We start from the raw sequence: 21648 nt of genomic DNA on the forward strand, positions 1-21648 counted from the left end.
CGACAATGGACCCGTGCCTCCGACGAAGAAGAACCAGGTGAACCCGGCCCCGCCCGAGCGGCGCGCCGAACTCCTCGCCACGGCGGCCGAGGTGTTCGCCGCACACGGCTACAACGCGACCACCGTCCGCCGGATCGCCGACGAGGCCGGCATGCTCGCCGGCAGCCTCTACTACCACTTCGACTCCAAGGAATCGATGGTCGACGAGATCCTGTCGACGTTCCTCGACGAGCTGTGGGCCGGCTACGACACGGTCCTCAGCGCCGGGCTCGGACCGCGCGAGACCATCGAGGCGCTCGTCACCGAATCGTTCCGCGAGATCGACCGGCACCGGGCCGCCGTCGCCATCTACCAGAAGGAGTCCCGGCAGCTCGCCGCGCAGCCGCGCTTCGGCTATCTCACCGAGTCCCAGGCGAAGTTCGAGAAGGCCTGGCTGGGGACGCTGGAGCGCGGGGTCGCCGAGAACGCCTTCCGTGCCGACCTCGACATCCGGCTCACCTACCGGTTCGTGCGCGACACGGTGTGGGTCGCCGCGTCCTGGTACCGGCCCGGCGGACTGCACAGCCCCGAGGAGATCGCCCGCCAGTACCTGTCGATGGTGCTGGACGGTATCGCCGTACGCACCTGATCCGACAAGGAGCCCAGCCATGCCCGAGGCCTACATCGTCGAAGCGGTACGCACTCCCGTCGGCCGGCGCAGGGGCGGACTCGCCTCGGTCCACCCGGCCGACCTCGGCGCCCATGTGCTGCGGGCTCTGGTCGAACGCTCCGGGATCGATCCGGCGGCCGTCGACGACGTCGTCCTCGGCTGCCTGGACACGGTCGGCCCGCAGGCCGGTGACATCGCCCGCACCTCATGGCTCGCCGCCGGGCTTCCGGAGGAGGTGCCGGGCGTCACGGTCGACCGCCAGTGCGGCTCCTCGCAGCAGGCGGTCCACTTCGCCGCGCAGGCGGTGCTCTCCGGCACGCAGGACCTTGTGGTCGCGGGCGGCACGCAGAACATGTCGATGATCCCGATCGCGTACGCCTCCCGGCAGGCGGCGGAGCCGCTGGGGCTCACCGAGGGACCGTACGCGGGCAGTGCGGGCTGGCGCGCACGCTACGGGGACCGGCCGGTCAACCAGTTCCACGGCGCCCAGCTGATCGCCGAGAAGTGGGGGATCACACGACGGGAGATGGAGGAGTACGCGCTGATCTCCCACGGTCGCGCGGTCCGCGCGATCGACGAGGGCCGCTTCGACCGGGAGCTCGTGCCGTACGGCTCCGTCACGGCGGACGAAGGGCCGCGCCGGGACACGACGCTCGAGAAGATGGCGGCGCTGCGCCCCGTCCTGGAGGGCGGCACGATCACGGCGGCGTGCTCCTCCCAGGTGTCCGACGGGGCCGCGGCGATGCTGATCGCGAGCGAGCGGGCCGTGGTGGAACACGGGCTGACCCCGCGGGCCCGGATCCACCACCTGTCGGTCCGCGGCGAGGACCCGATCCGGATGCTCTCCGCGCCCATCCCGGCCACGGCGCACGCCCTGAAGAAGACGGGTCTGACGATCGACGACATCGACCTCGTGGAGATCAACGAGGCGTTCGCCCCGGTGGTGCTGGCCTGGCTGCGCGAAACGGGCGCGGACCCGGAGCGGGTGAACGTGAACGGCGGAGCGATCGCGCTGGGCCATCCGCTCGGAGCGACGGGTGTGCGGCTGATGACGACTCTGCTGTGCGAACTGGAGCGGACCGGCGGCCGGTTCGGCCTGCAGACGATGTGCGAGGGCGGGGGCCAGGCGAACGTGACGATCGTGGAACGGCTGTAGGGTCGTCCCTCCTTTTCCGGGGGCGGCTCAGACACGGACCTCCGGGAGGCCCATCGGGTTCGGGAAGCGCAGTGCCGCCGCACACGCCCGTGCCAGCGGGGTCAGCGTCCTCAGCAGCTCATCGGTCGCCTCCATCCGCGCCGCCGCCCCGTCCGTCGCCGCCTCCACCGCGCGGTGGACCGCCCGGCCGGCGTCCGTCGCCGTGCCGTCCGGGGTCAACAGACCCCGCTCCATGAGGCGTTGGCATGCGGCCGCCCATTGCTCGTCCGACCAGCCGCGGTACGGCTGGAGTTCGGAGCGTGGCAGGTCGATGCCCGCCCGCAACGCCAGGATCTCGCAGCCGTCGAGCCCCGCGGCCACCAGCGCCGCCACGTGCCCGTCCCCGCGGTGCTCACGCAGGAGGGTGGCGCAGTGCCACAGCCGGTCGACCGGCTCGTCCGGCCAGGGGAGTTCGGCGTTGGCCGCGGCGAGCGGGCGGCCTGCGAGGTCGAGGCCCCCCGCGTACGGCGTCAGGAGGTCCACGGCCCGGGCTGTCTCCGTCTCCAGACCCGTGAGCAGGCGGCACAGTGCCGCACGCGCCCCCGCCCTGCGCAGGGCGAGCGCGTCGGCGGGTGGGACGAGGTCCCACACGGAAGGCACGACGCGGGTCACCATCGTGGGGGCGAACGAGAAGAACGCCGCGACCACTGGTCCCTGGCCGACCGGCCCCAGGGGCGCGGCCCGGCCAGCGAAGTAACCGCGCCAGAATCCGCGCAGTCCCGCGGCCTCGAAGGCGGCGTGGGACTCGGGCGCGAAGTAGGTGACGGCGTGGACCGGTTCGATCAGGGACCAGAGTGTACGGGCGGTGTTTTTGGTCGTGTCCATGTCCATGCGGGCATTCTGCCCGAGGAAGATCCGACGCCCCCCGCCGATACGTGCTACGGTGAAGGCGTTGCAGTTTTGGTACCCATGAACTTTGTGTGCGCCTGACGGGAATGCTTCCTCAGGCGCATGTTTTGTTTCCGGCAGTCTCCGGATGGGGTCAATGCAGCGACAGGGAATTCGCGCAGTGTGGATTCTCGGCTTGCCCCGTTTTAGGAGAATGACATGGCAACTGGCACCGTGAAGTGGTTCAACGCGGAAAAGGGCTTCGGCTTCATCGAGCAGGACGGCGGCGGCGCCGACGTCTTCGCCCACTACTCCAACATCGCCACCTCGGGCTTCCGTGAGCTCCAGGAAGGCCAGAAGGTCACCTTCGACGTCACGCAGGGCCAGAAGGGCCCGCAGGCGGAGAACATCGTCCCGGCCTGATCGCTGGACGTACACCTCGGCCGGGGTCCGCACCGCACGGTGCGGGCCCCGGCTCGTTCTGTCCACAGGGACCAGGAAGGCATTGCCTATGAACCGCTCCGAACGTCCGGTACGAAAGCGACCGGCAGGCACCCGCGTCACTTCCCGCGCCTCCTCCCGCGCCGCGGCTCCGGCGAAGGGCGCCGGGAAGTCCGCCGCCCGCAGGCCGGCCGCGCCGCAGGAATTCACGCTGCCGGAAACCATCACCCCGGCACTGCCTGCCGTCCAGGCGTTCGGTGAGCTGGACATGCCGGCCGCCCTCCTCAAGACCCTCGACGCGCAGGGCGTCACCGAGCCCTTCCCCATCCAGGCGGCGACCCTGCCGAACACCCTGGCCGGCCGCGACGTCCTCGGCCGCGGGCGCACCGGGTCGGGCAAGACGCTCGCCTTCGGGCTCGCACTGCTCGCCCGCACCGCGGGCCGCCGCGCCGCGCCGAAGGCACCGCTCGCGCTCGTCCTGGTACCGACCCGCGAACTCGCGCAGCAGGTCACCGATGCCCTCGCCCCGTACGCCACCTCCGTGCAGCTGCGGCTCGCGACGGTCGTCGGCGGCATGTCGATCAACAAGCAGGCGGGCACGCTGCGGCGCGGCGCCGAGGTGCTCGTGGCGACACCGGGACGGCTGATCGACCTCGTGGAGCGCGGCGACTGCCGCCTCGACGAGGTGTCCGTCACCGTTCTGGACGAGGCCGACCAGATGGCCGACATGGGCTTCATGCCACAGGTCACGGCGCTGATGAAGCAGGTCGAGCCGGGCGGTCAGCGCATGCTGTTCTCGGCGACGCTGGACAAGAACATCGACCGGCTGGTCCGGATGTTCCTCACGGATCCCGTCGTGCACTCCGTCGACCCCTCCGCGGGTGCGGTCACGACGATGGAGCACCACGTGCTGCACGTCGCCGACGAGACCGACAAGAAGGCCGTCGCCGTGCGCATCGCGGCCCGCGACGGCCGTGTGATCCTCTTCGTCGACACCAAGCGGAGCGCCGACCGCTTCACCAAGCGGCTGCTGGCCAGCGGCGTCCCGGCGGCGGCCCTGCACGGCGGCCGTTCGCAGCCGCAGCGCAACCGCACGCTGGACCAGTTCAAGAACGGTCAGGTCACCGCGCTCGTTGCGACCAACGTCGCGGCGCGCGGCATCCATGTCGACGACCTCGACCTGGTCGTCAACGTGGATCCGCCGGTCGACCACAAGGACTATCTGCACCGGGGCGGGCGCACCGCCCGCGCCGGTGAGTCCGGCAGCGTCGTGACCCTGGTGCTGCCGGAGCAGCGCCGCGAGATGACACGGCTGATGGCGGACGCGGGGATAGAGCCGAGGACCGCCAGGATCAAGTCCAGCGACGAGGAGCTGGCCCGCCTCACCGGTGCGCGTGAACCGTCCGGCGTGGCGGTGACGATCGAGGTCCCGCAGCCGGCGGCCCCGGCGGAGAAGTCCGGTACGGCATCCCGCCGCCGCCGGCCTGCCCGCCGCCGCACGGACGCCCCACGGGCGTCGCACACAGAGCCGGTTGGCCGTGGGCGTGCGCAGGGCGAGCCGGCCGGGCGTGGTCGTGCGCAAGGTGAGCCGACCGGGCGTGGTCGAGCGCAAGGTGAGTCGAAGGGCCGCGGGCGGGCGCAGGGCGAGCCGACCGGGCGTGGCCGTGCGCAGGGCGGCTCCGCCGGCCGCAGCCGTGCGCGTCGCGGTGGCGGCGCCTGATCCGGCCATCTTGACCGGGACTGCGCGACCCCCAGGCCCGCACGTCCGACACTCCCGCGGCGGCTTCGCGGCCGCGGGAGCTCTCGGCAGCCGCGGCATCTTGCCTCTCGGCCGCGGGTAGCCTCGGCCGGGCGGCAACCGGCGTTCGGACCCCGGCCTGTCCCCGCCCCCGGACGAGCGCGGGGGGCGACGCCCGCCTGCGACGACTCCAGCGTGTCGAGGGCCCGTTGGGTCAGGCGGGACTGTCCGGGTGCCAGCGGACGCAGCCCCGCCGCAGGCGTACGGCGTTCGTGGCCAGGCCCGAGGGACGCGCCCCCGGCGCCCCGCCGACCCCCCGTCACGGCCGCGGCAGCCCCGCCAGGATCTCCGAGGCCTCCCGCATCACGCGGTCGAGCAGTTCCTCGCAGCTCGGCAGGTCGTCGATCACGCCCGCCACCTGGCCCGACGCCATCACGCCGAGGTCCGTGCGGCCCTCGACCATCGAGGCGCGCAGCAGCATGGGGGTGTTGGCCGCGAGCAGGACCTGAGACCAGTTCAGGTGCCTGCCGTGCCTCATCTCCAGGCCGTCGCCGATCATCCGGCGCCAGGTCAGGCCCGACAGCCGGCGGAACGCGGACGCCCTGCGCAGGGCCCGCGCCAGGGACATCACGCGGCCCGCGCCCTCCAGCGAGGCGACCAGGTCCGTGCGGAGCATCCGGTGCGGCAGCCCGTCGACCGCCCTCGTCACCGTCACGTCCTCGACGCGCGCCGCCAGGTAGCACGCCTTGACCTCGTCCGGGACCGTCGAGTCGGACGTCAGCAGGAAGCGGGTGCCCATGGCGACGCCCGCCGCGCCGTACGCGAGCGCCGCGACCAGTCCGCGCCCGTCGTGGAACCCGCCCGCGGCGACGACGGGGATGTCGACCGCGTCCACGACCTGGGGGAGGAGCACGCTCGTCGCCACGCTCCCGGTGTGCCCGCCGCCCTCGCCCCCCTGCACGATCACCGCGTCCGCGCCCCACGCCGCCACCTTCTCGGCGTGCCGCCGCGCCCCGACGGACGGCATCACCACCACCCCCGCGTCCTTGAGTTCGGCGATCAGCTCCCGGGACGGGGCCAGCGCGAACGACGCGACCCGTACGCCCTCCTCGACGATGATCCGGACCCGCTCGCCCGCGTCCGCCGCGTCGGCGCGAAGATTGACGCCGAACGGCGCATCCGTGCGGGACCTCACCTCGCGGACTGCGGCCCGCAGCTCGTCCGTCGTCATGGTCGCCGAGGCGAGGACGCCGAGTGCTCCGGCGCGTGCCGTCGCCGTGACCAGTCGTGGGCCCGCGACCCAGCCCATGCCGGTCTGGACGATGGGGTGACGTACTCCGGTCAGCCGGGTGAGCGCGGTCTCCATCAGGACCGCACCTCCCGCTCGCGTACGCCGTCCGGGTCGAGGACCTCGCGGATCAGCCGCATCTCGTCGGCGGTCGGGTCGCGGGTCCAGGGCACCTCATCGGGGATCGCCGGCGGGAAGCCCGTCGCTTCGAGGACCTCGTCGACCGTCACGCCGGGGTGCAGTGAGACCAGCCGCATCGAGTGGTCGCAGGTGGCGAAGTCGAAGACGCCCAGATTGCTCACCACCCGCTCGAGGTGGTGGAAGCGCGCCCCGGCCGCCCGGTCGTACCCCACGCCGCACACCATGTCGACCCGCTCGACGAAGACCCGCGCCGAGTGCCGGGGCACCCAGTAACTGGTGGGATGGTTGAGGGTGTTGACCGGTGCGCCGCGCACCCCCAGCAGCTGTCGGCGGGGCCTTCGCCAGTCTCCGACGCAGGAGATGTTCTGGTTGCCGTAGCGGTCGAGCTGGCTCGCGCCCATCATCACGTGCCGCTTCCCGCCGGTGACCAGGGCGAGATGCCTGCGGTACGGCAGCCAGCCCTCCACCGTGCCGTCCGGGGCGAGGAGCATCGCCTCGCCGTCGGTCAGCAGCAGTTCGGGGGAGAAGGTGAGCCTGGCCAGACGCGCCCCGAGTGAAGGGATCGGGCCCATCGGGCTCGCCAGCGCTTCGCCCGCGCCGCGCCACGCCTCGGCACAGGCGACCACACAGTGCTCGGCCCTGGTGACGCTCATGCCCGCTCCTCGTGCCAGGCCCGGACGGCCGACCGGTAGGCGCGCTCGTCCCCGGACAGGAAGCGCGCCGAGAAGTCGGCCCAGGGCGTCGTCGCGTACATCCGCTGGAACTCCTCGTCCCTGGCGTGGTCGGGGGCGCAGGAGGTGAAGTGCGCGCCGTTCGGCGCCTCGACGACCCCGGTGACCGAATGCCGGGCGACCAGCAGCGTCTGCGGCGCGGCGCCCTTGCTCAACTCGGCGGTCCCGACGAGCTGATCGCAGGAGACGTACGCGGCGTCGGCGGCCTCGCAGAACAGATCGTCGAAGTACGGGTCGGGGCCGAGGTACTGGCCGTTGCCCAGCCGGTCGCAGCGGTTCAGGTGGACCAGCGCCGCGTCCATGCGCAGCGCGGGCGCGGCGACGAATGTCTCCCCGTCCTCGTACGGCGATGTGACCGTGCGCAGCCCCGGATTGACCGTCATCACGTCGGAGCCGAGCCCGGCCCGGACCGGCAGGAAGGGCAGCCGGTTGGCGGCGGCGTGCAGGCCCCACATGAACATGGCCTCGTCGAGTTCCGTCAGCTCGAACGCCCCGCGCTCGCGTGCCGCCCGGTAGTGCGGTTCCAGCGGAATGGAGTCCAGGGTGACGAAGGCGGTCACCAGGCGGCGGATGCGTCCGGCGGCGGCGAGGAGGCCAACGTCGGGGCCACCGTACGAGACCACGGTGAGATCGGTGATCCGGGACCGGAGCAGTGCACGCACCAGGGCCATCGGCTTGCGGCGCGAGCCCCATCCGCCGATGCCGACCGTCATCCCGCTGCGCAGCCTCGACACCGCCTCGTCGGCGGTCATGGTCTTGTCACTCATGCCGCGCCTCCTCGCGGGCGTCCGCAGGGCCGTGGTCGCCGCCGAACCTGCCGCGCACACGGCCGCCCGCACCGCTCAGCTCCGCCTCGAAGGTGAAGCCCTGCTCGAAGCGGTAGCTGCGGCGTACGTCGACGGGGTCGATGCCGTTGATCGCGGCCTTCGCGAGACGCAGCAGTGTCCCGTCCTTCCGGGCGATCTCCTGCGCCAGCTCCAGGGCCGCGGAGAGGAGCTCGCCGCGCGGGACGGTCCGCCACACCGAGCCGTGCGCCTGCAGTTCGGCGGCGGTCGCTGTGCGCGAGGTGTAGTACAGGGCGCGCATCAGATGCCGGGGCACCAGCCGCGCCAGGTGAGTGGCCGCGCCGAGCGCGCCGCGGTCCAGTTCGGGCAGTCCGAAGACGGCGTCCTGCGAGGCGACGATCGCGTCCGCGTTGCCGACGAGGCCGATGCCGCCGCCCAGACAGAAGCCGTGGACGGCGGCGACGACGGGCACCTCGCACTCGTGGACGGCGGCGAACGCCTCCGCGCAGCCGCGGTTGACGTCCAGCAGGACCCGGTGTCCGGTGTCCCGCTGCACCTCCTTGATGTCCACGCCTGCGTTGAATCCGCGGCCCTCTGCTGCGAGGACCACACAGCGGACGTCCGGGTCGCGCCCGGCGGCGCGCACGGCGTCGGCGAGGTCGTACCAGCCCTGTGCGGGAAGGGCGTTGACGGGCGGGAAGTCGACGGTGACGACGCGAATGCCCGTCCGCGGGCTTGCGGTGGAGACAGTCATGAGCGGATCATCTACCTTCCACCAAACGTTTGTTAGGTGGGGAAGGTAGCAGCCGATGGAGCTGGACGGGAGGGTCGCCGTCGTCACCGGCGGCACGCGCGGTGTCGGCGCGGGCATCGCGCGCGCGTTCGCGCGGGCGGGTGCCACCGTCGTCGCCTGCGCACGCCGTCCGCCCGAAGTCCCGTTGCCCGGAGTGGAGTTCGCCAGGCTCGACGTACGGGACGCGGCAGGCGTGGGGGAGTTCTTCGCCACCGTCGCCTCGCGGCACGGACGGCTGGACACGCTCGTCAACAACGCGGGCGGCACGCCGCGCCGGCTGCTCCGGGAGGCCGGCCCGGAGCGGCACGCGCGCGTGATCGAGCTCAATCTCGTCGCACCGCTGACCGCCTCGCTCGCCGCCCGCCCGTACCTGGACGCCTCCCGCGGGTCGATCGTCATGATCGGCAGCGTGAGCGGGGCGCGCCCTTCGCCGGGCTCCGCCGCGTACGGCGCCGCCAAGGCCGGTCTCGAGAGCCTCGCGCGGTCGATGGCCGTCGAATGGGCGCCCCGGGTCAGGGTGAACACTCTGGTGCTCGGCATGGTCCGCACCGAGCTGTCCGCCCTGCACTACGGGGACGAGGCCGGCATCGCCGCCGTCGGCCGCACCGTGCCGCTGGGCCGGCTCGCCGAACCCTCCGACGCCGGCGACGCGGCCGTCTTCCTCGCCTCCCCGCGCGCCGCGTACATCAGCGGGGCGTCCCTCCTCGTTCACGGCGGCGGCGAGCGGCCCGCCTTCCTCGACGCGTCCACCGCGGATCCGCCGGGCGGACCCGCGGTGGAAGAGGTCCGTCGGCGGCGGCGTCACGACGCATGACGCGCGGACGCGGCAACGCGGACCAGGAGGTGGCGATGACGACGACGACCGAGACGAGGAGACAGCCATGACAGGCATGTGCGACGGACGTGTGGTGATCGTGACCGGAGCCGGACGCGGCCTCGGCCGCGCCCATGCGCTGGCCTTCGCCGCCCAAGGGGCGAAAGTCGTCGTCAATGACCTCGGCGTCTCGCTCCACGGGGCGGGCGGCTGCGCCGATCCGGCCCGCGCGGTCGTCGAGGAGATCGCCGCGGCGGGCGGCACGTCGATCGCGCACGCGGGCGACATCGCGACCACCGACGGCGCGGCGTCCCTGATCGCTGCCGCCGTCGACGCCTTCGGCCGGCTGGACACCCTGGTCAACAACGCCGGGTTCCTGCGCGACCGAATGCTCGTCAACCTGGACGAGGACGACTGGGACGCCGTCGTGCGCGTCCACCTCAAGGGGCACTTCCTGCCGCTCAAGCACGCGGCGGCGCACTGGCGGGCCGAGACGAAGGCGGGGCGAGAGCCGGTGGCCAGGGTGGTCAACACGAGTTCCGGGGCCGGGCTGCTCGGCAGCGTCGGCCAGGGCAACTACGCGGCCGCCAAGGCCGGGATCCTCGCGCTCACCCTGGTCGCCGCGGCCGAGATGGGGCGCTACGGCATCCAGGTCAACGCCGTCGCCCCGGCCGCCCGCACCCGGATGACCGAGCACACCTTCGCCGACACGATGGCGGCCCCCGAGCGCGGCGGTTTCGACGCGATGGCGCCGGGGAACGTCTCGCCGCTCGTGGTCTGGCTCGGCTCCGCCGACTGCGCCGGAGTGACCGGCCGTGTCTTCGAGGCCGAAGCCGGCCGCATCACCGTCATGGACGGCTGGCGGCCGGGCCCCACCGCCGACCGGGGTGCCCGGTGGACACCGGCCGAGGCGGGCCGAGCCGTACGGAAGCTGCTCGCGCAGGCGGCGGAGCCGGGACCGGTGTACGGCGCGGGGTGACGTTGTGCCCGGCTCGCGAACACCCTGCGGACGACAGGTGAAGACCTGCGGCCCGGCGGTCCGCAAGTGGTGAACTCCCGGGAAATTCACCTGAGTTGGCGTTGACGCGGCATGGTCTACGCGCATCAATGGTTGCCATGCGAATCCCCCCACGAATAGCTGCCGCCGGCGGTGTCGCCGCCCTCGTCTCCGCCCTTCTCCTCGGTGGCCAGGCCGCCACCGCCGCCCCCGCCGCGCCCGCAGCGGTCGGTGAGATCTGCTACTCCGCCCTGCCGCCGCAGGCTCACGACACGCTCGACCTGATCGAGCAGGGCGGGCCGTTCCCCTACGAACAGGACGGCACCGTCTTCCAGAACCGCGAGGGCGTCCTGCCGTCGCAGTCGACCGGCTACTACCAGGAGTACACCGTCGTCACGCCGGGTTCCCCCACACGCGGCGCACGGCGGATCGTCACCGGAGAGACGGAGCAGGAGGACTACTACACCGCCGACCACTACGAGTCGTTCGACCTCGTCGACCACGGCTGCTGAACCGCTGAACGGCAGCCCGCCGCCGGTATCCTCCGCTCCGTGACGACCACCTATGCGATCGACGGGGCGGAGGTCACCGACCTTGACAGCTTCTGGACGGTGATCGGCGAAGCCGTCAACGGACCCGGCGGATACTTCGGCCGCAACCTCGACGCCCTCGCAGACTGCCTCCGCGGCGGCATGGGCACCCCCGACGACGGCGACTTCGTCGTCGAATGGCGCGACCACGAGCTCTCGCGCCGCGCCCTCGGCCGGGAGGAGACCGTACGGCAGCTGGGTCTGCGCGCCCGGCGCGCACACCCCGACAGCCGTGCCGAGATCCTCGACCGGCTCGCGCGCGCCCGCGCCGGACAGGGCCCCACCGTCTTCGACTGGCTGGTGACGGTCTTCGAGGAAGCAGCGCCGGGCAAACTCAGACTCTTGTGAGCGCTCAGGCCGCGGCGGCCGGTGCGCGGGGAGCCGGGGCCGCTGTGCGCTCAGGCCGCCAGGGCCGTCGCGGTTCCGCTGCGGTCAGGCTGCCGGGTCCGTCGCGGTTCCGCTCCCGGCAGGCCGCTAGGGCCGTCGCGGCACCGTCGCCTCCAGGCGCCGCCTCAACCGCTCGTCCCTGATGTGCCGTACCGCGTCCGTCGCCGTGCCGTGCGCCGGGCTCGCGGGGTCGCCGTCGGCGAGGAGGCGCACCAACACCGCCTCGGCACGTTGATCCTGACGAATCGCCAGTCCCCGTGCCGCCTCCGCGGCGGTGTCCGCGTCGGGATCGTCGATCCGGGCCGCCAGCGCCTCACGGATCTCCGGGGTGTCGGCGTCCAGTTCGGCCAGCGCCGTCGTGGACCAGTCCCTGACCGCGTCGGCCGGGTCCCGGCTGAGCGTGATCAGCGCCGCGATCCCCTCGGCGTGGTCGCCGGGGACCAGGCCGCACAGCGCGAGTGCCACCCGGTGGCGGACCGCCGCGTCCGGGTGTCCGGCGTGCCGCAGGACGTCGTTCAGAGCCGAAGGGTCCGCGTGGTGGCCGAGCGCCGTGACCGCCGCCTGGACCAGCTCGGCATCGCGCGCCTCCCGGGACAGCTCGCGCAGCAGGGGCAGCGCCCGCGCCGCGAACGGCCGCAGGATCCTGTCCCCGTCGCGTGGACTCGTGTCACCGCGTACGTCCCCGTCCCGTGCGGGAGGCTCCGCGCCTGCGTTCGCCGCGTCGCTGTCGGCCGCGTGGCCGTCCACCGCGTCGCCGTCCGCCGTGCGGCTGTCCGGCGCGCCGCCGTAGGTGAATCCCAACTGCCCCAGGACGTCCGCTGCGAACGCCTGGCGCAGCGGATCGTCGCTCGCGCACCACGCGGCCGCGGCCTGGAACGTCTCCTCGTCGCCGCGCCGCCACAGCGCCGTCACCGACTCGATCCAGTCGTCCCGGTCCGGGTCGCCCTCGCGCAGGGCCCGTTCCGCCAGGGTCGCGTACGGGGTACGGATGCCGAGGTCCTCCTCCAGGAGCGTGGCAATGGCCCCGTGCCCGGTCTGCTGTTCGTTGCCCGCCGCCGGCCTGCCCTCGCGCAGCACCTCCACGACGACCGTTGCCCCGCCGTCCTCCGCCACCCGCCGCGAGACGGTCTCCGCCCCTGGCTCGTGTGCCAGCAGCCCCTCGCGCAGCTGCTGCTCCACGTCCAGCGTCAGCCAGCGGCGGGCCTCCTCCAGCGCCTCGGCCCGGGCGCTCGCGCCGTGTCGCAGCAACGCACGCACGGTCGACGGAGAGCCGCGCCGGGCCGCGACCACCAAAGGGGGCTCGCCGCTCGGGCAGGTCAGGTCCGGGTCGGCTCCGTGCTCCAGCAGCGCCTCCGCCGTCTCCGCGTGCCCCTGGCCCACCGCCCAGGTCAGCGCGGTGAAGCCGAGCAGTTCCCGCCGGTCGGGCGTGGCGCCCGCGGCGAGCAGGGCGCGGACGACGCCGGTGTGGCCGCCGACGGCCGCCCCGCACAGCGGCAGGTCGTCGTTCTCCGGCCCGCAGGCCCGGTCGGGATCGGCGCCCGCGGCCAGCAGCAGCCGTACGATGCCCGTCTCGCCCTCCACGGCCGCCAGGTACAGCGGTGTCTGCCCGTCCTCGTCCACGGTGTCGGCCGGAACGCCCGCGCGCAGCAGCCGCACCACCGGTCGTCGTCGCCCTCGTACACGGCCGCGAACAACCCGCGCGCGTCCGCCCGCTCCCGGTCCGCCGTGCCCCGGTCCGTGCGGCCCTCGTCCACGTGACTGTCGTCCATGGCACGACCCTACGGAGACCGGGTCAGGTGTCGCATTCGAGAATCGTCCGGCACAGCCCGCACCGGGCGCGCACCCGGCCCCGGACGGGCACCCGGATGCGCTGGTGGCAGGTGGTGCACGGAAAGGACACCCGCATCCCGCCGGGGCCGGGCTCGAAGACGTACGCGCCCTGGCCCGCGTGCTGCCGCGCGGGTTCCTCCAGCGCGTGGCGGCGGTCCTTGGCGTAGCGGTGGCGCGCGAGGCGGCCCGCGGTGGTGAGCGGAGGGCGCCGGGCGTCGCGCAGCGCCTGCGCACGCCCGGTGGTGTACGCGGAATAGCCCTCGGCGCTGGTGAACCACGGCGAGGGGTCCTCGCCGAAGGCCAGGGCCCGCCCGGCGAGCACATAGCCGAACTCCTCCGGGGTGAGATAGCCGAGCTTCTGGCTGGACACTCCGTCCTCGCGGAACGCGTCCAGCAGCAGCCAGCCCGCCCCGAGATAGGTGGTCACCGTGTCGGTGAGGATCTCGTTGTCGCGCAGGCCGGGGAAGGAGAGCCCGAGCCGGTGCAGCAGCACATGGGTGATCTCGTGGGCGAGAGCGGCGCCGATGTCGCGCCGGTGCGTGCGGAAGCGGTCGTTCAGCTCGATGAAGTACTCGGGGCCCGCGGCCAGTTCGACGCTCGCGGCGTGTTCCATCGCGCGGAAGCTCACGATCATGCGCGCGTCGGGCAGCCGCAGATGCCGGACCAGAGCGCCGGCGACCCGCTGGGCGCCCAGGTGCAGATCGTCCCGGTCGTCGAAGGCCACGTCGGCGGGGAGCACGCTCGGGGCGTAGGAGTGCACGCCTTCGGGCGAGAGCCGGCGGTACAGGGCGGTGACCGCCGACCGCACGGTGTCCAGGTGCGGGAACCCGTGCACCACCTCGCTGCCGTTCGCCACGTCCCGTACCCCCATGCACGACAGTCGGCCGCTTTCAACTCTACGGCCGGGCCGGCAAGGGGCACGGGACCAGGCCGGCCCGCGCCCTCACGCATGGCCGAAACCCGCTTCTTGTGGGGCCGCTGATCCGGTGCAGATAATCCGGACACGTCCTTGTCGCGCGCATGTCATTACCCGAACTGCCGCATGCGTGCGAACGAGGCGCACTCTCAACCCCCCACGAAAGGCAGTCCGTTGAAGCAGCTTCTGCGTGTGCTCAAGAGATGCGCCGCGGCCGGCGCCATCGTGCTCGCCGCGATCAGCCTCCAGCCCAGCTCCGCCTCGGCCGCCACCCCGCCCGTCGTCGGCGGCACCCGCGCCGCCCAGGGCGAGTTCCCGTTCATGGTCCGGCTCTCCATGGGCTGCGGCGGCGCGCTCTACACCAAGGACATCGTCCTGACCGCCGCCCACTGTGTGAGCGGCTCCGGCAACAACACCAGCATCACCGCGACCGCCGGAGTCGCGGACCTGCAGAGCCCCAGCGCCATCAAGGTCCGCTCCACCAAGGTCCTCCAGGCCCCCGGCTACAACGGCTCCGGCAAGGACTGGGCGCTGATCAAGCTCGCCCAGCCGATCAACCTGCCGACCCTCAAGATCGCCGAGACGACGGCGTACAACAGCGGCACGTTCACCGTCGCCGGCTGGGGCGCGGCCCGCGAGGGCGGCCCGCAGCAGCGCCACCTGCTCAAGGCACAGGTTCCGTTCGTCTCCGACGCCAGCTGCGGGCAGGCGTACGACGAACTCATCCCGGGTGAGGAGATCTGCGCCGGCTACAACCAGGGCGGCGTCGACACCTGCCAGGGCGACTCCGGTGGACCGATGTTCCGCCGGGACAACGCGGGCGCCTGGATCCAGGTCGGCATCGTGAGCTGGGGCTACGGCTGCGCCAGGGCCGGCTACCCCGGTGTCTACACCGAGGTCTCGACCTTCGCCTCCGCGATCAAGTCCGCGGCCGCCACGCTGTAGCCCGGGCGCACACGGCACGCAGCACACCGGGAGGGTCGGGCCGGCGGGCCCGCCCCTCCCTTCGCGCCCCCGCGCCCCGCCCCGCCCCGCCCGTCCGCGCCGCACACGCGCCCCGCCCCTCCTTGCCCCTCCTTGCCGCACCCGCGCCCCGCCTGTCGTGCGCGGCCGCCCGGGCCACCGGCCATCAGCGCAGCAGCACCTCACGGTCCCCCGCACAGCCCTCCAGCTCCAGCACCCACACGTCGTTCCCGCCCGCGTGCAGCACGGGGCCGGGCACGTACAGCGCCTGCTGCGGACCCTTCGACCAGTACCGGCCCAGGGCGAACCCGTTGACCCACACGAAACCGCGCGTCCAGCCGGGCAGTTCGAGCCAGGCGTCCCCCGGCGATGCCACCTCGGCGACCCCCCGGAACAGTCCTCGGGCCATCTCACGGGGCGCATCCCGCCACGGCAGCCGGTCGACCGCGGCCACCTCGAAGGCGTCCAGCCGCAGCCCCCGTGCCCGTATCCCGTGCAGATACTGCCGCTCGTGCAGGACCCCGCCCGTGATGCCCTTCGGCTCGCCGGTCCGCGGCCCGTAGTTCACCCGGCCCAGCGACTCCACCCACAGCTCCACGGCGGCCGGCCCCGGCACCGGCTCGGCGAGGACCGCGTCCTCCTCTTCCAGGACCCCGGCGAGCTCGCCGTCGACGTACACCACAGCCCGGTCCCGCAGGCCCGCCACCCGCAGTGAATACGGCCGCCGGGGTCCGGGAACGTCCACCTGGTAGCGCACCAGACCGCGGTCCACGTCCAGCTCCTCGAACGTCGGCGGGAGCGGGCCCGACCACTCCTTGCCGCCGAGGACCTCCAGCACGTCGCCGGCCGGCGTCCACGCGTCCGGCACCGCCCGGGCGGGCGCACCGAGCGCCGCGGGCGGCGGCGGCGGATCCGGCAGCGGACCGTCGTGGTACTCCGCGAGGACCTCGCGGAAACGCCAGAACTTCTCCGTCGGCAGGCCCGCCTCGTCGATCGGCGCGTCGTAGTCGTACGACGTCACCGTCGGCGCGAGCAGCCCGTCCTGCATCGGGCCCGAACGGTTCGCACCCGCCCAGCCCGCGAAATTCGACCCGCCGTGTGCCATGTACACATTCACCGAGCCACCGGCCTCGAGGATCTCCCGCAGGGCCCGCGCCGCATCGTCCGCGTCGCGCACCACGTGCTCGTCGCCCCAGTGGTCGAACCAGCCACACCAGAACTCCATGCACATCAGCGGCCCCCGCGGCTGATGGCGGCGCAGGGCCGCGAACGCCTCGGCCGCCCCCGACCCGAAGTTCACCGTCGCGAGCACGCCCGGCACCGAGCCGCCCGTCAGCATGTGGTCCGCCGGCCCGTCGGACGTGAACAGCGGGACGGTCACACCGCAGCCGCGCAGCAGCTCCGCCAGGAACCCCAGGTGATCGCGGTCGGAGCCGTAACTGCCGTACTCGTTCTCGACCTGCACCATCACCACGGGGCCACCCGCCGGGAGCTGGCGCCGCACCAGCTGCGGCAGCAGCCGGGTGAACCAGCGTTCCACATTCCCCTCGTACTCCTCGTCCGACGTGCGCGCCCGGCGCCCCAGCCGTCCGGTCAGCCAGTGCGGCAGCCCGCCGTTCTCCCACTCGGCGCAGATGTACGGCCCCGGGCGCACGATCGCCCACAGCCCCGCCGCCCGCACCGCGTCGAGGAACCGGCCGAGCGCCTCCTCGTCCGCGTAACGCCCTGGCCGCGGTTCGTGCAGGTTCCACGGGACGTAGGTCTCCACACAGTTGAGACCCATCGCGCGCAGCATTGCCAGCCGGTGCCCCCACTGCGCCTCGTGCACCCGGAAGTAGTGCAGCGCCCCCGACAGCAGCCGCACCGGCCGCCCGTCCAGCAGGAAATCACTGTCGCCCACCGTGAAGTCGCTCACCGTGAAGTCGTCCACCGTGACGTCATCCGTCGCGAGGTCACCCGCCGTGAAGTCGGACACCGGCTCCCCGTTCCTCTTTCGCTCGTTCACATCGGAAACGATCGCCGTCTGGCGTGCGGCCGGTCCATGGACAAAGATCGGCCTTCCTTGGACTGGGGCCCGTCCGGTGGCCTCCTCCCATCCGGCCGATCCGGCGGAAGGGGCCCCGGGGGAGGGAGCGGAAAACGGCATGTACCACACCTGGATGCGATATTTCACCCCGAGGCCGGTCCATCACCGGCTGGGCCTCGTCTGCCTCGGCGTCGGCCTCCAGCACGGGCAGCTGCCCACCGTCGGGCCCCGCACCCTCGACCACCACGTCGCCGTCGTGATCAGCGCCGGCAGCGGCTGGTACCGCGGCACCGACGGGCGCCGCACCAGCGTCACCGCGCCCGCCGTCATCTGGCTCACCCCGGGAGTCCCCCACCACTACGGACCCGACCCCTCCGCCGGCTGGGACGAGAGTTTCGTCGACTTCACCGGACCCGCCACCGCCACCTACACCGAACTCGGCTACATAGAACCCGACCGGCCCGTCGTGCCCCTGTCCGACGCCGCGGGCGCCCGCGCCGCCGTCGGGCGCATCACCCGCGCCGCCCGCCGCGGCAATCCGCTCCTGGAGGTCGAGACCGGCGCCGCCGTCCATGAGCTCCTCGTCGCCCTGCGCCGCGCCCGCGCCGACACCAACGCCGACGGCGACCCGGTCCTCACCGCCCTCGCCCGCGACGCCTGCCAGCCCCTGTCCGTCGCCGAGCACGCGGCCCGGCACGGCATGACCCCCACCGAACTGCGCACGGCCGTGCGCCGCGGTGCCGGATGCAGCCCCAAGGACTACCTTCTCGGCATCCGGCTGGGCCACGCCAAGGAACTCCTCGCGACCACCGACCTGCCCGTGGCGGCTGTGTCCCGGCGGGTCGGCTACGAGGACCCGGCCTACTTCTCCCGGCTGTTCACCCGCCGCGTCGGCCTCGCGCCCGTCCGCTTCCGCGAGCAGCAGGGACGCAGCGTCCCCGGCGGCTGGAGCAACCGCGTCCCGGACCCTGAACACCCCCCGACCGTCATCGGCACCTCGACGTAAGCTCCATGACCATGACCACGAAGGACATCGACGAGAACGTGCGCGCCGAACTGACCCGCCTGCGCGAGAGCATCGACAACATCGACGCAGCGGTCGTGCACATGCTCGCCGAACGCTTCAAGTGCACCCAGCAGGTCGGGCACCTCAAGGCCGAGCACCACCTGCCGCCCGCCGACCCGGCCCGCGAGGCCCGCCAGATCGAGCGGCTGCGCCAGCTCGCGGAGAGCGCGAACCTCGACCCCGCGTTCGCCGAGAAACTGCTCAACTTCATCATCGCCGAGGTGATCCGCCACCACGAGACCATCGCAAGCGGACCCCCGCCGGAGAACGAGGAGTAGGCCCGGACGCTGCCCGCGGCGCACGCCGACGCCCCGGTGAGCCGCGAAGCCGACGTCCCGATGTTCCGCGCAGCCGACGCGCGGCGTTAGGCGAGCGTGGCGGACAGTGTGCGCTGACAGCGCAACACACCCCCCTGTGCCGTCCCGGGGCCATCGGGCAGCATGGCCCCCATGTCCGTACTGAGGCGCGACGAAGCGCAGACCCGAGCCCGGCTGATCGACGTACACCGCTACAGCATCGACCTCGATCTGACCACCGGCGAAGAGACCTTCGACTCCCGGACCGTGATCCGGTTCACGGCACGCGCGGCCGGGGACACCTTCGTCGAGCTCAAGCCCGCCGAACTGCGCTCCCTCACCCTGGACGGACAGTCACTCGACCCCGCCGCGCTCGACGGCAACCGCTACCCGCTGACCGGCCTCACCGCCGGTGACCACGTGCTGCACGTCGACGCGAGCATGCGCTACTCCCGCACCGGCGAAGGCATGCACCGCTTCACCGACCCGACCGACGGCGAGGATTACGTCTACACCCAGCTGTTCCTGGAGGACGTCCAGCGGGTCTTCGCCGCCTTCGACCAGCCGGATCTCAAGGCCGTCTTCGCGCTCACCGTCACCGCGCCGCAGGGCTGGACCGTCCTCGGCAACAGCATCGCGACCCACGACGGCAACGGCCGCTGGACCTGCGCCCCCACCCCGCTGCTGTCCACCTACCTCGTGGCCGTCGCCGCCGGCCCCTGGCACTCGGTCCGCACCGAGCACGCCGGGCTGCCCTTCGGCCTCCATGTGCGCCGCTCGCTCGGTGCCCACCTCGACGCCGACGCGGACGAACTGTTCGAGATCACCCGCCAGTGCTACGACCGGTACCACGAGAAGTTCGAGGAGCCGTACCCCTTCGACTCCTACGACCAGGCCTTCGTGCCCGAGTTCAACGCCGGTGCCATGGAGAACCCCGGACTCGTCACCTTCCGTGACGAATTCGTCTACCGCTCCGCCGTCACCGACACCCAGCGCCAGACCCGCGCCATGGTCATCGCCCACGAGATGGCGCACATGTGGTTCGGCGACCTCGTCACCCTCAAGTGGTGGGACGACATCTGGCTGAACGAGTCGTTCGCCGAGTACATGGGTTACCAGACGCTCACCGAGGCCACCCGCTTCACCGACACCTGGGTCGACTTCGGCATCACCCGCAAGGCGTGGGGCTACGACGCCGACCAGCGGCCCTCCACCCACCCCGTCGCCCCCGACCCGGACGCCGTGCCCGACACCGCGTCCGCGATGCTCAACTTCGACGGCATCTCCTACGCCAAGGGCGCATCCGCCCTGCGCCAGCTCGTGACCTGGCTGGGGGAGAAGGACTTCCTCGCCGGCATCAACATCCACTTCGCCCGGCACAAGTTCTCCAACGCCACCCTCGCCGACTTCATCGACTCTCTCGCGGAGGCCACCGACCGGGACGTGCACACCTGGGCGGGCCAATGGCTGCGCACCACCGGCGTCGACACCCTCACCCCGACCGTCACCGAGACCGCCGGCGGCTGGAGGCTCGGCATCGAGCACGACGGCAGCCGCCCCCACCGCATCGCCGTCGGCGCCTTCGACACCGACCCGATCGAACCGGGCCGCCTGGTCCTGCGCCACCGCATGGACGTGGACGTGCCGCTCACCGAGCACGAGGTCCATCCGGGCCGCCGCCCCGCGCTCGTCGTCCTCAACGACGGCGACACCACCTACGCCAAGGTCCGCCTCGACACCGAGTCCTGGGCCACCGCACTCGGCTCCCTCTCCGGCATCCCCGACCCGCTCACCCGCGCCGTCGTGTGGAACGCCGCCCGCGACATGGTCCGCGACGGCGAACTGGCCCCCACCGCCTACCTCCAGGCCGCCCGCGCGCACCTGCCCCGGGAGACCGACCTCGCCGTCGTCCAGGGAGTCCTCGCCTTCGCGTCCGGACCGATCGCCGACTGCTACCTGCCCGCGGAGCAGCGCCCCGCCGCCCTCGCCACGCTCACCGACACCTGCCGCGCCGTGCTGCGCCACACGGAGGACGGCAGCGACCCGGGCCTGCGACTGACCGCGGTCCGCCACTTCATCGACGCGGCCTCCCAGCCCGCGTCCATCCAGGAGTGGCTCGCCGACGACAGCGTCCCCGGCGGGCCCGAACTCGACCCCGAGCTGCGCTGGCGCATCCTCACGCGCCTCGCCGTCCTCGGCGCGGTCGGCGAGAAGGAGATCGCGGCCGAACTCGACCGCGACCCGAGCGCAACCGGCCAGGAGGGCGCGGCCCGCTGCCGCGCCGCCCTGCCGACACCGGAGGCCAAGGCGGAGGCCTGGTCCCGGCTCTTCGAGACGGACGACCTGTCCAACTACCTGTTCACGGCGACGGCCCAGGGCTTCTGGCAGCCCGAACAGGCGGCGCTGGTACGGGAGTACGTCCCCCGCTACTACCCCGACGCGGTCGCTGTCGCGGCCCGCCGCGGCCCGGCGATCGCAGAGGCCGCCGGCCGGTACGCCTTCCCGCTCCACGCGGTCGACGCGGAGGCGCTGCGACTGGGCGAGGACTGCCTGCGCGAGGCCGCACCGATCCCGGCACTGCGCCGCAAGCTGGCGGACCAACTGGACGACCTCCGAAGGGCCCTGCACATCCGCGGCGCCTGACACCCGGGGGCCGGGGGGCGTGTGCCCTCCGCCCCGCCGGTGCCCCGCCCCAATCCCCGGCGGGCCGGCTGTGGCCCGCGGGTCTGGAGGTGCCCGGCGGGCTGGAGGTGCCCGGCCGGGCCGGATGTGTGCCGACGGGCCGGTACCCGGCCGTGGCCGGATGGGCCCGCAGGGCTGATGACCCCGGCGGGGGCTGGACGCACTCCGGTTGGGCGTCGGCGGGGCCGGTGTGCCGAGCCCCGCCCCTCAGTCGCCGGCCGGCCTGGAGGCTTGCCCGGCGGGCTGGCTGGGCTCCCGGCTCCGGGCTGGATGTGCACCTCTGCGAGGCTGATGGCCACGGCGGGGCTGGATGTCTGGCGGGAGCCAAATGTGTCTCCCGGTTGGGCGCCGGCGGGGCGCGGTGTGCCCGCCCCCCGTCGGGGCTCCGCCCGGAATCCCGCGCCGCGCCTCAATCGCCGGCGGGGCCGGAAGTGCCTGAGCGAGGCCGGATGTGCCCGGCGGGGCTGATTGAGTCCGGGCGTAGCCGGAGAA

The 21648-nt window shown here is 73.0% G+C and carries 20 protein-coding genes; 12 read left to right on the forward strand and 8 right to left on the reverse strand.

Annotation, left to right across the window (positions count from 1 at the left end; all coding sequences use genetic code 11):
• Positions 1-13 precede the first annotated feature (13 nt).
• Positions 14-628, forward strand: a complete 615-nt coding sequence (locus J7E88_RS15205) for a TetR/AcrR family transcriptional regulator (RefSeq protein WP_308307503.1) — start codon at positions 14-16, stop codon at positions 626-628.
• Between the two features lie 19 nt (positions 629-647).
• Entirely contained in the window at positions 648-1805 is a 1158-nt protein-coding gene (locus tag J7E88_RS15210) for an acetyl-CoA C-acetyltransferase (protein ID WP_215181131.1), read from the forward strand.
• Between the two features lie 27 nt (positions 1806-1832).
• On the opposite strand, the gene J7E88_RS15215 is transcribed toward J7E88_RS15210, so the two are convergent.
• Entirely contained in the window at positions 1833-2669 is an 837-nt protein-coding gene (locus J7E88_RS15215; RefSeq protein ID WP_215181556.1) for a hypothetical protein, read from the reverse strand.
• Between the two features lie 222 nt (positions 2670-2891).
• Here J7E88_RS15215 and J7E88_RS15220 point away from each other — a divergent pair, with 222 nt between their 5' ends.
• Together J7E88_RS15220 and J7E88_RS15225 are read left to right on the forward strand one after the other, a co-directional pair.
• Entirely contained in the window at positions 2892-3095 is a 204-nt protein-coding gene (locus tag J7E88_RS15220) for a cold-shock protein (RefSeq protein ID WP_020871138.1), read from the forward strand.
• 88 nt (positions 3096-3183) lie between these two features.
• A complete protein-coding gene (locus tag J7E88_RS15225; protein WP_215181133.1) occupies positions 3184-4833 on the forward strand; it encodes a DEAD/DEAH box helicase in 1650 nt (549 codons plus the stop codon).
• 337 nt (positions 4834-5170) lie between these two features.
• Here the strand turns inward: J7E88_RS15225 and J7E88_RS15230 are convergent, their stop codons facing one another.
• From J7E88_RS15230 to J7E88_RS15245, 4 genes are read right to left on the reverse strand one after another with little or no spacing between them, the layout of a single operon-like run.
• On the reverse strand, positions 5171-6217 hold the full coding sequence (locus J7E88_RS15230) for a nitronate monooxygenase family protein (protein WP_215181135.1): 1047 nt from the start codon (positions 6215-6217) through the stop codon (positions 5171-5173).
• Positions 6217-6933 (reverse strand): CoA-transferase subunit beta, encoded by a 717-nt coding sequence (locus tag J7E88_RS15235; protein WP_215181137.1) that lies wholly within the window; start codon positions 6931-6933, stop codon positions 6217-6219. Before J7E88_RS15235 ends, J7E88_RS15230 begins: the two co-directional genes overlap by 1 nt.
• Positions 6930-7778 carry a CoA transferase subunit A gene (locus J7E88_RS15240; protein WP_215181139.1) on the reverse strand — a complete coding sequence of 283 codons (849 nt, stop codon included), beginning with the start codon at positions 7776-7778 and terminating at the stop codon, positions 6930-6932. The genes J7E88_RS15235 and J7E88_RS15240 overlap by 4 nt, the downstream gene beginning before the upstream one ends.
• A complete protein-coding gene (locus J7E88_RS15245) occupies positions 7771-8550 on the reverse strand; it encodes an enoyl-CoA hydratase family protein (RefSeq protein WP_215181141.1) in 780 nt (259 codons plus the stop codon). Before J7E88_RS15245 ends, J7E88_RS15240 begins: the two co-directional genes overlap by 8 nt.
• Positions 8551-8605: 55 nt before the next feature.
• On the opposite strand from J7E88_RS15245, the gene J7E88_RS15250 reads away from it, so the two are divergent.
• The 4 genes from J7E88_RS15250 (at position 8606) to J7E88_RS15265 (ending at position 11338) form a co-directional block, all read left to right on the forward strand.
• Complete coding sequence (locus J7E88_RS15250) at positions 8606-9403, forward strand: SDR family oxidoreductase (RefSeq protein ID WP_215181143.1); 798 nt, start codon at positions 8606-8608, stop codon at positions 9401-9403.
• Positions 9404-9470: 67 nt separating this feature from the next.
• Positions 9471-10382: an SDR family oxidoreductase gene (locus J7E88_RS15255; protein WP_215181145.1), complete on the forward strand. Its 912-nt coding sequence runs from the start codon at positions 9471-9473 to the stop codon at positions 10380-10382.
• Positions 10383-10519: 137 nt separating this feature from the next.
• Entirely contained in the window at positions 10520-10912 is a 393-nt protein-coding gene (locus tag J7E88_RS15260; protein ID WP_215181147.1) for a ribonuclease domain-containing protein, read from the forward strand.
• Between the two features lie 39 nt (positions 10913-10951).
• Positions 10952-11338, forward strand: coding sequence for a barstar family protein (locus J7E88_RS15265; protein WP_215181149.1), 387 nt, complete (start codon positions 10952-10954; stop codon positions 11336-11338).
• 126 nt (positions 11339-11464) lie between these two features.
• On the opposite strand, the gene J7E88_RS15270 is transcribed toward J7E88_RS15265, so the two are convergent.
• The gene (locus J7E88_RS15270; RefSeq protein WP_308307504.1) at positions 11465-13036 is read right to left on the reverse strand and encodes an ankyrin repeat domain-containing protein; all 1572 of its coding nucleotides are present in this window, start codon (positions 13034-13036) and stop codon (positions 11465-11467) included.
• Between the two features lie 133 nt (positions 13037-13169).
• A complete protein-coding gene (locus J7E88_RS15275) occupies positions 13170-14078 on the reverse strand; it encodes a hypothetical protein (protein WP_215181151.1) in 909 nt (302 codons plus the stop codon).
• 219 nt (positions 14079-14297) lie between these two features.
• On the opposite strand from J7E88_RS15275, the gene J7E88_RS15280 reads away from it, so the two are divergent.
• Complete coding sequence (locus J7E88_RS15280) at positions 14298-15068, forward strand: trypsin-like serine protease (RefSeq protein WP_215181153.1); 771 nt, start codon at positions 14298-14300, stop codon at positions 15066-15068.
• Between the two features lie 184 nt (positions 15069-15252).
• Here the strand turns inward: J7E88_RS15280 and J7E88_RS15285 are convergent, their stop codons facing one another.
• Positions 15253-17001 (reverse strand): beta-galactosidase family protein, encoded by a 1749-nt coding sequence (locus J7E88_RS15285; RefSeq protein WP_215181558.1) that lies wholly within the window; start codon positions 16999-17001, stop codon positions 15253-15255.
• 229 nt (positions 17002-17230) lie between these two features.
• On the opposite strand from J7E88_RS15285, the gene J7E88_RS15290 reads away from it, so the two are divergent.
• The 3 genes from J7E88_RS15290 (at position 17231) to pepN (ending at position 21117) form a co-directional block, all read left to right on the forward strand.
• On the forward strand, positions 17231-18118 hold the full coding sequence (locus J7E88_RS15290) for an AraC family transcriptional regulator (protein WP_215181155.1): 888 nt from the start codon (positions 17231-17233) through the stop codon (positions 18116-18118).
• Between the two features lie 11 nt (positions 18119-18129).
• The gene (locus J7E88_RS15295; RefSeq protein WP_215181157.1) at positions 18130-18456 is read left to right on the forward strand and encodes a chorismate mutase; all 327 of its coding nucleotides are present in this window, start codon (positions 18130-18132) and stop codon (positions 18454-18456) included.
• Between the two features lie 171 nt (positions 18457-18627).
• Positions 18628-21117 carry an aminopeptidase N gene (gene pepN, locus J7E88_RS15300; protein ID WP_215181159.1) on the forward strand — a complete coding sequence of 830 codons (2490 nt, stop codon included), beginning with the start codon at positions 18628-18630 and terminating at the stop codon, positions 21115-21117.
• The last annotated feature ends 531 nt before the right edge of the window (positions 21118-21648 follow it).

Origin of the sequence: Streptomyces sp. ISL-10 (genome assembly GCF_018614575.1) — a bacterium.
GTDB lineage: Bacteria > Actinomycetota > Actinomycetes > Streptomycetales > Streptomycetaceae > Streptomyces.

Coding starts and splice junctions, on each gene's coding strand:
- J7E88_RS15210 (WP_215181131.1), top strand. CDS start 648: ATGCCCGAGGCCTACATCGTCGAAGCGGTACGCACTCCCGTCGGCCGG.
- J7E88_RS15230 (WP_215181135.1), bottom strand. CDS start 6,217: ATGGAGACCGCGCTCACCCGGCTGACCGGAGTACGTCACCCCATCGTC.
- pepN (WP_215181159.1), top strand. CDS start 18,628: ATGTCCGTACTGAGGCGCGACGAAGCGCAGACCCGAGCCCGGCTGATC.
- J7E88_RS15215 (WP_215181556.1), bottom strand. CDS start 2,669: ATGGACACGACCAAAAACACCGCCCGTACACTCTGGTCCCTGATCGAA.
- J7E88_RS15220 (WP_020871138.1), top strand. CDS start 2,892: ATGGCAACTGGCACCGTGAAGTGGTTCAACGCGGAAAAGGGCTTCGGC.
- J7E88_RS15295 (WP_215181157.1), top strand. CDS start 18,130: ATGACCACGAAGGACATCGACGAGAACGTGCGCGCCGAACTGACCCGC.
- J7E88_RS15235 (WP_215181137.1), bottom strand. CDS start 6,933: ATGAGCGTCACCAGGGCCGAGCACTGTGTGGTCGCCTGTGCCGAGGCG.
- J7E88_RS15260 (WP_215181147.1), top strand. CDS start 10,520: ATGCGAATCCCCCCACGAATAGCTGCCGCCGGCGGTGTCGCCGCCCTC.
- J7E88_RS15245 (WP_215181141.1), bottom strand. CDS start 8,550: ATGACTGTCTCCACCGCAAGCCCGCGGACGGGCATTCGCGTCGTCACC.
- J7E88_RS15250 (WP_215181143.1), top strand. CDS start 8,606: ATGGAGCTGGACGGGAGGGTCGCCGTCGTCACCGGCGGCACGCGCGGT.
- J7E88_RS15225 (WP_215181133.1), top strand. CDS start 3,184: ATGAACCGCTCCGAACGTCCGGTACGAAAGCGACCGGCAGGCACCCGC.
- J7E88_RS15275 (WP_215181151.1), bottom strand. CDS start 14,078: ATGGGGGTACGGGACGTGGCGAACGGCAGCGAGGTGGTGCACGGGTTC.
- J7E88_RS15290 (WP_215181155.1), top strand. CDS start 17,231: ATGTACCACACCTGGATGCGATATTTCACCCCGAGGCCGGTCCATCAC.
- J7E88_RS15240 (WP_215181139.1), bottom strand. CDS start 7,778: ATGAGTGACAAGACCATGACCGCCGACGAGGCGGTGTCGAGGCTGCGC.
- J7E88_RS15255 (WP_215181145.1), top strand. CDS start 9,471: ATGACAGGCATGTGCGACGGACGTGTGGTGATCGTGACCGGAGCCGGA.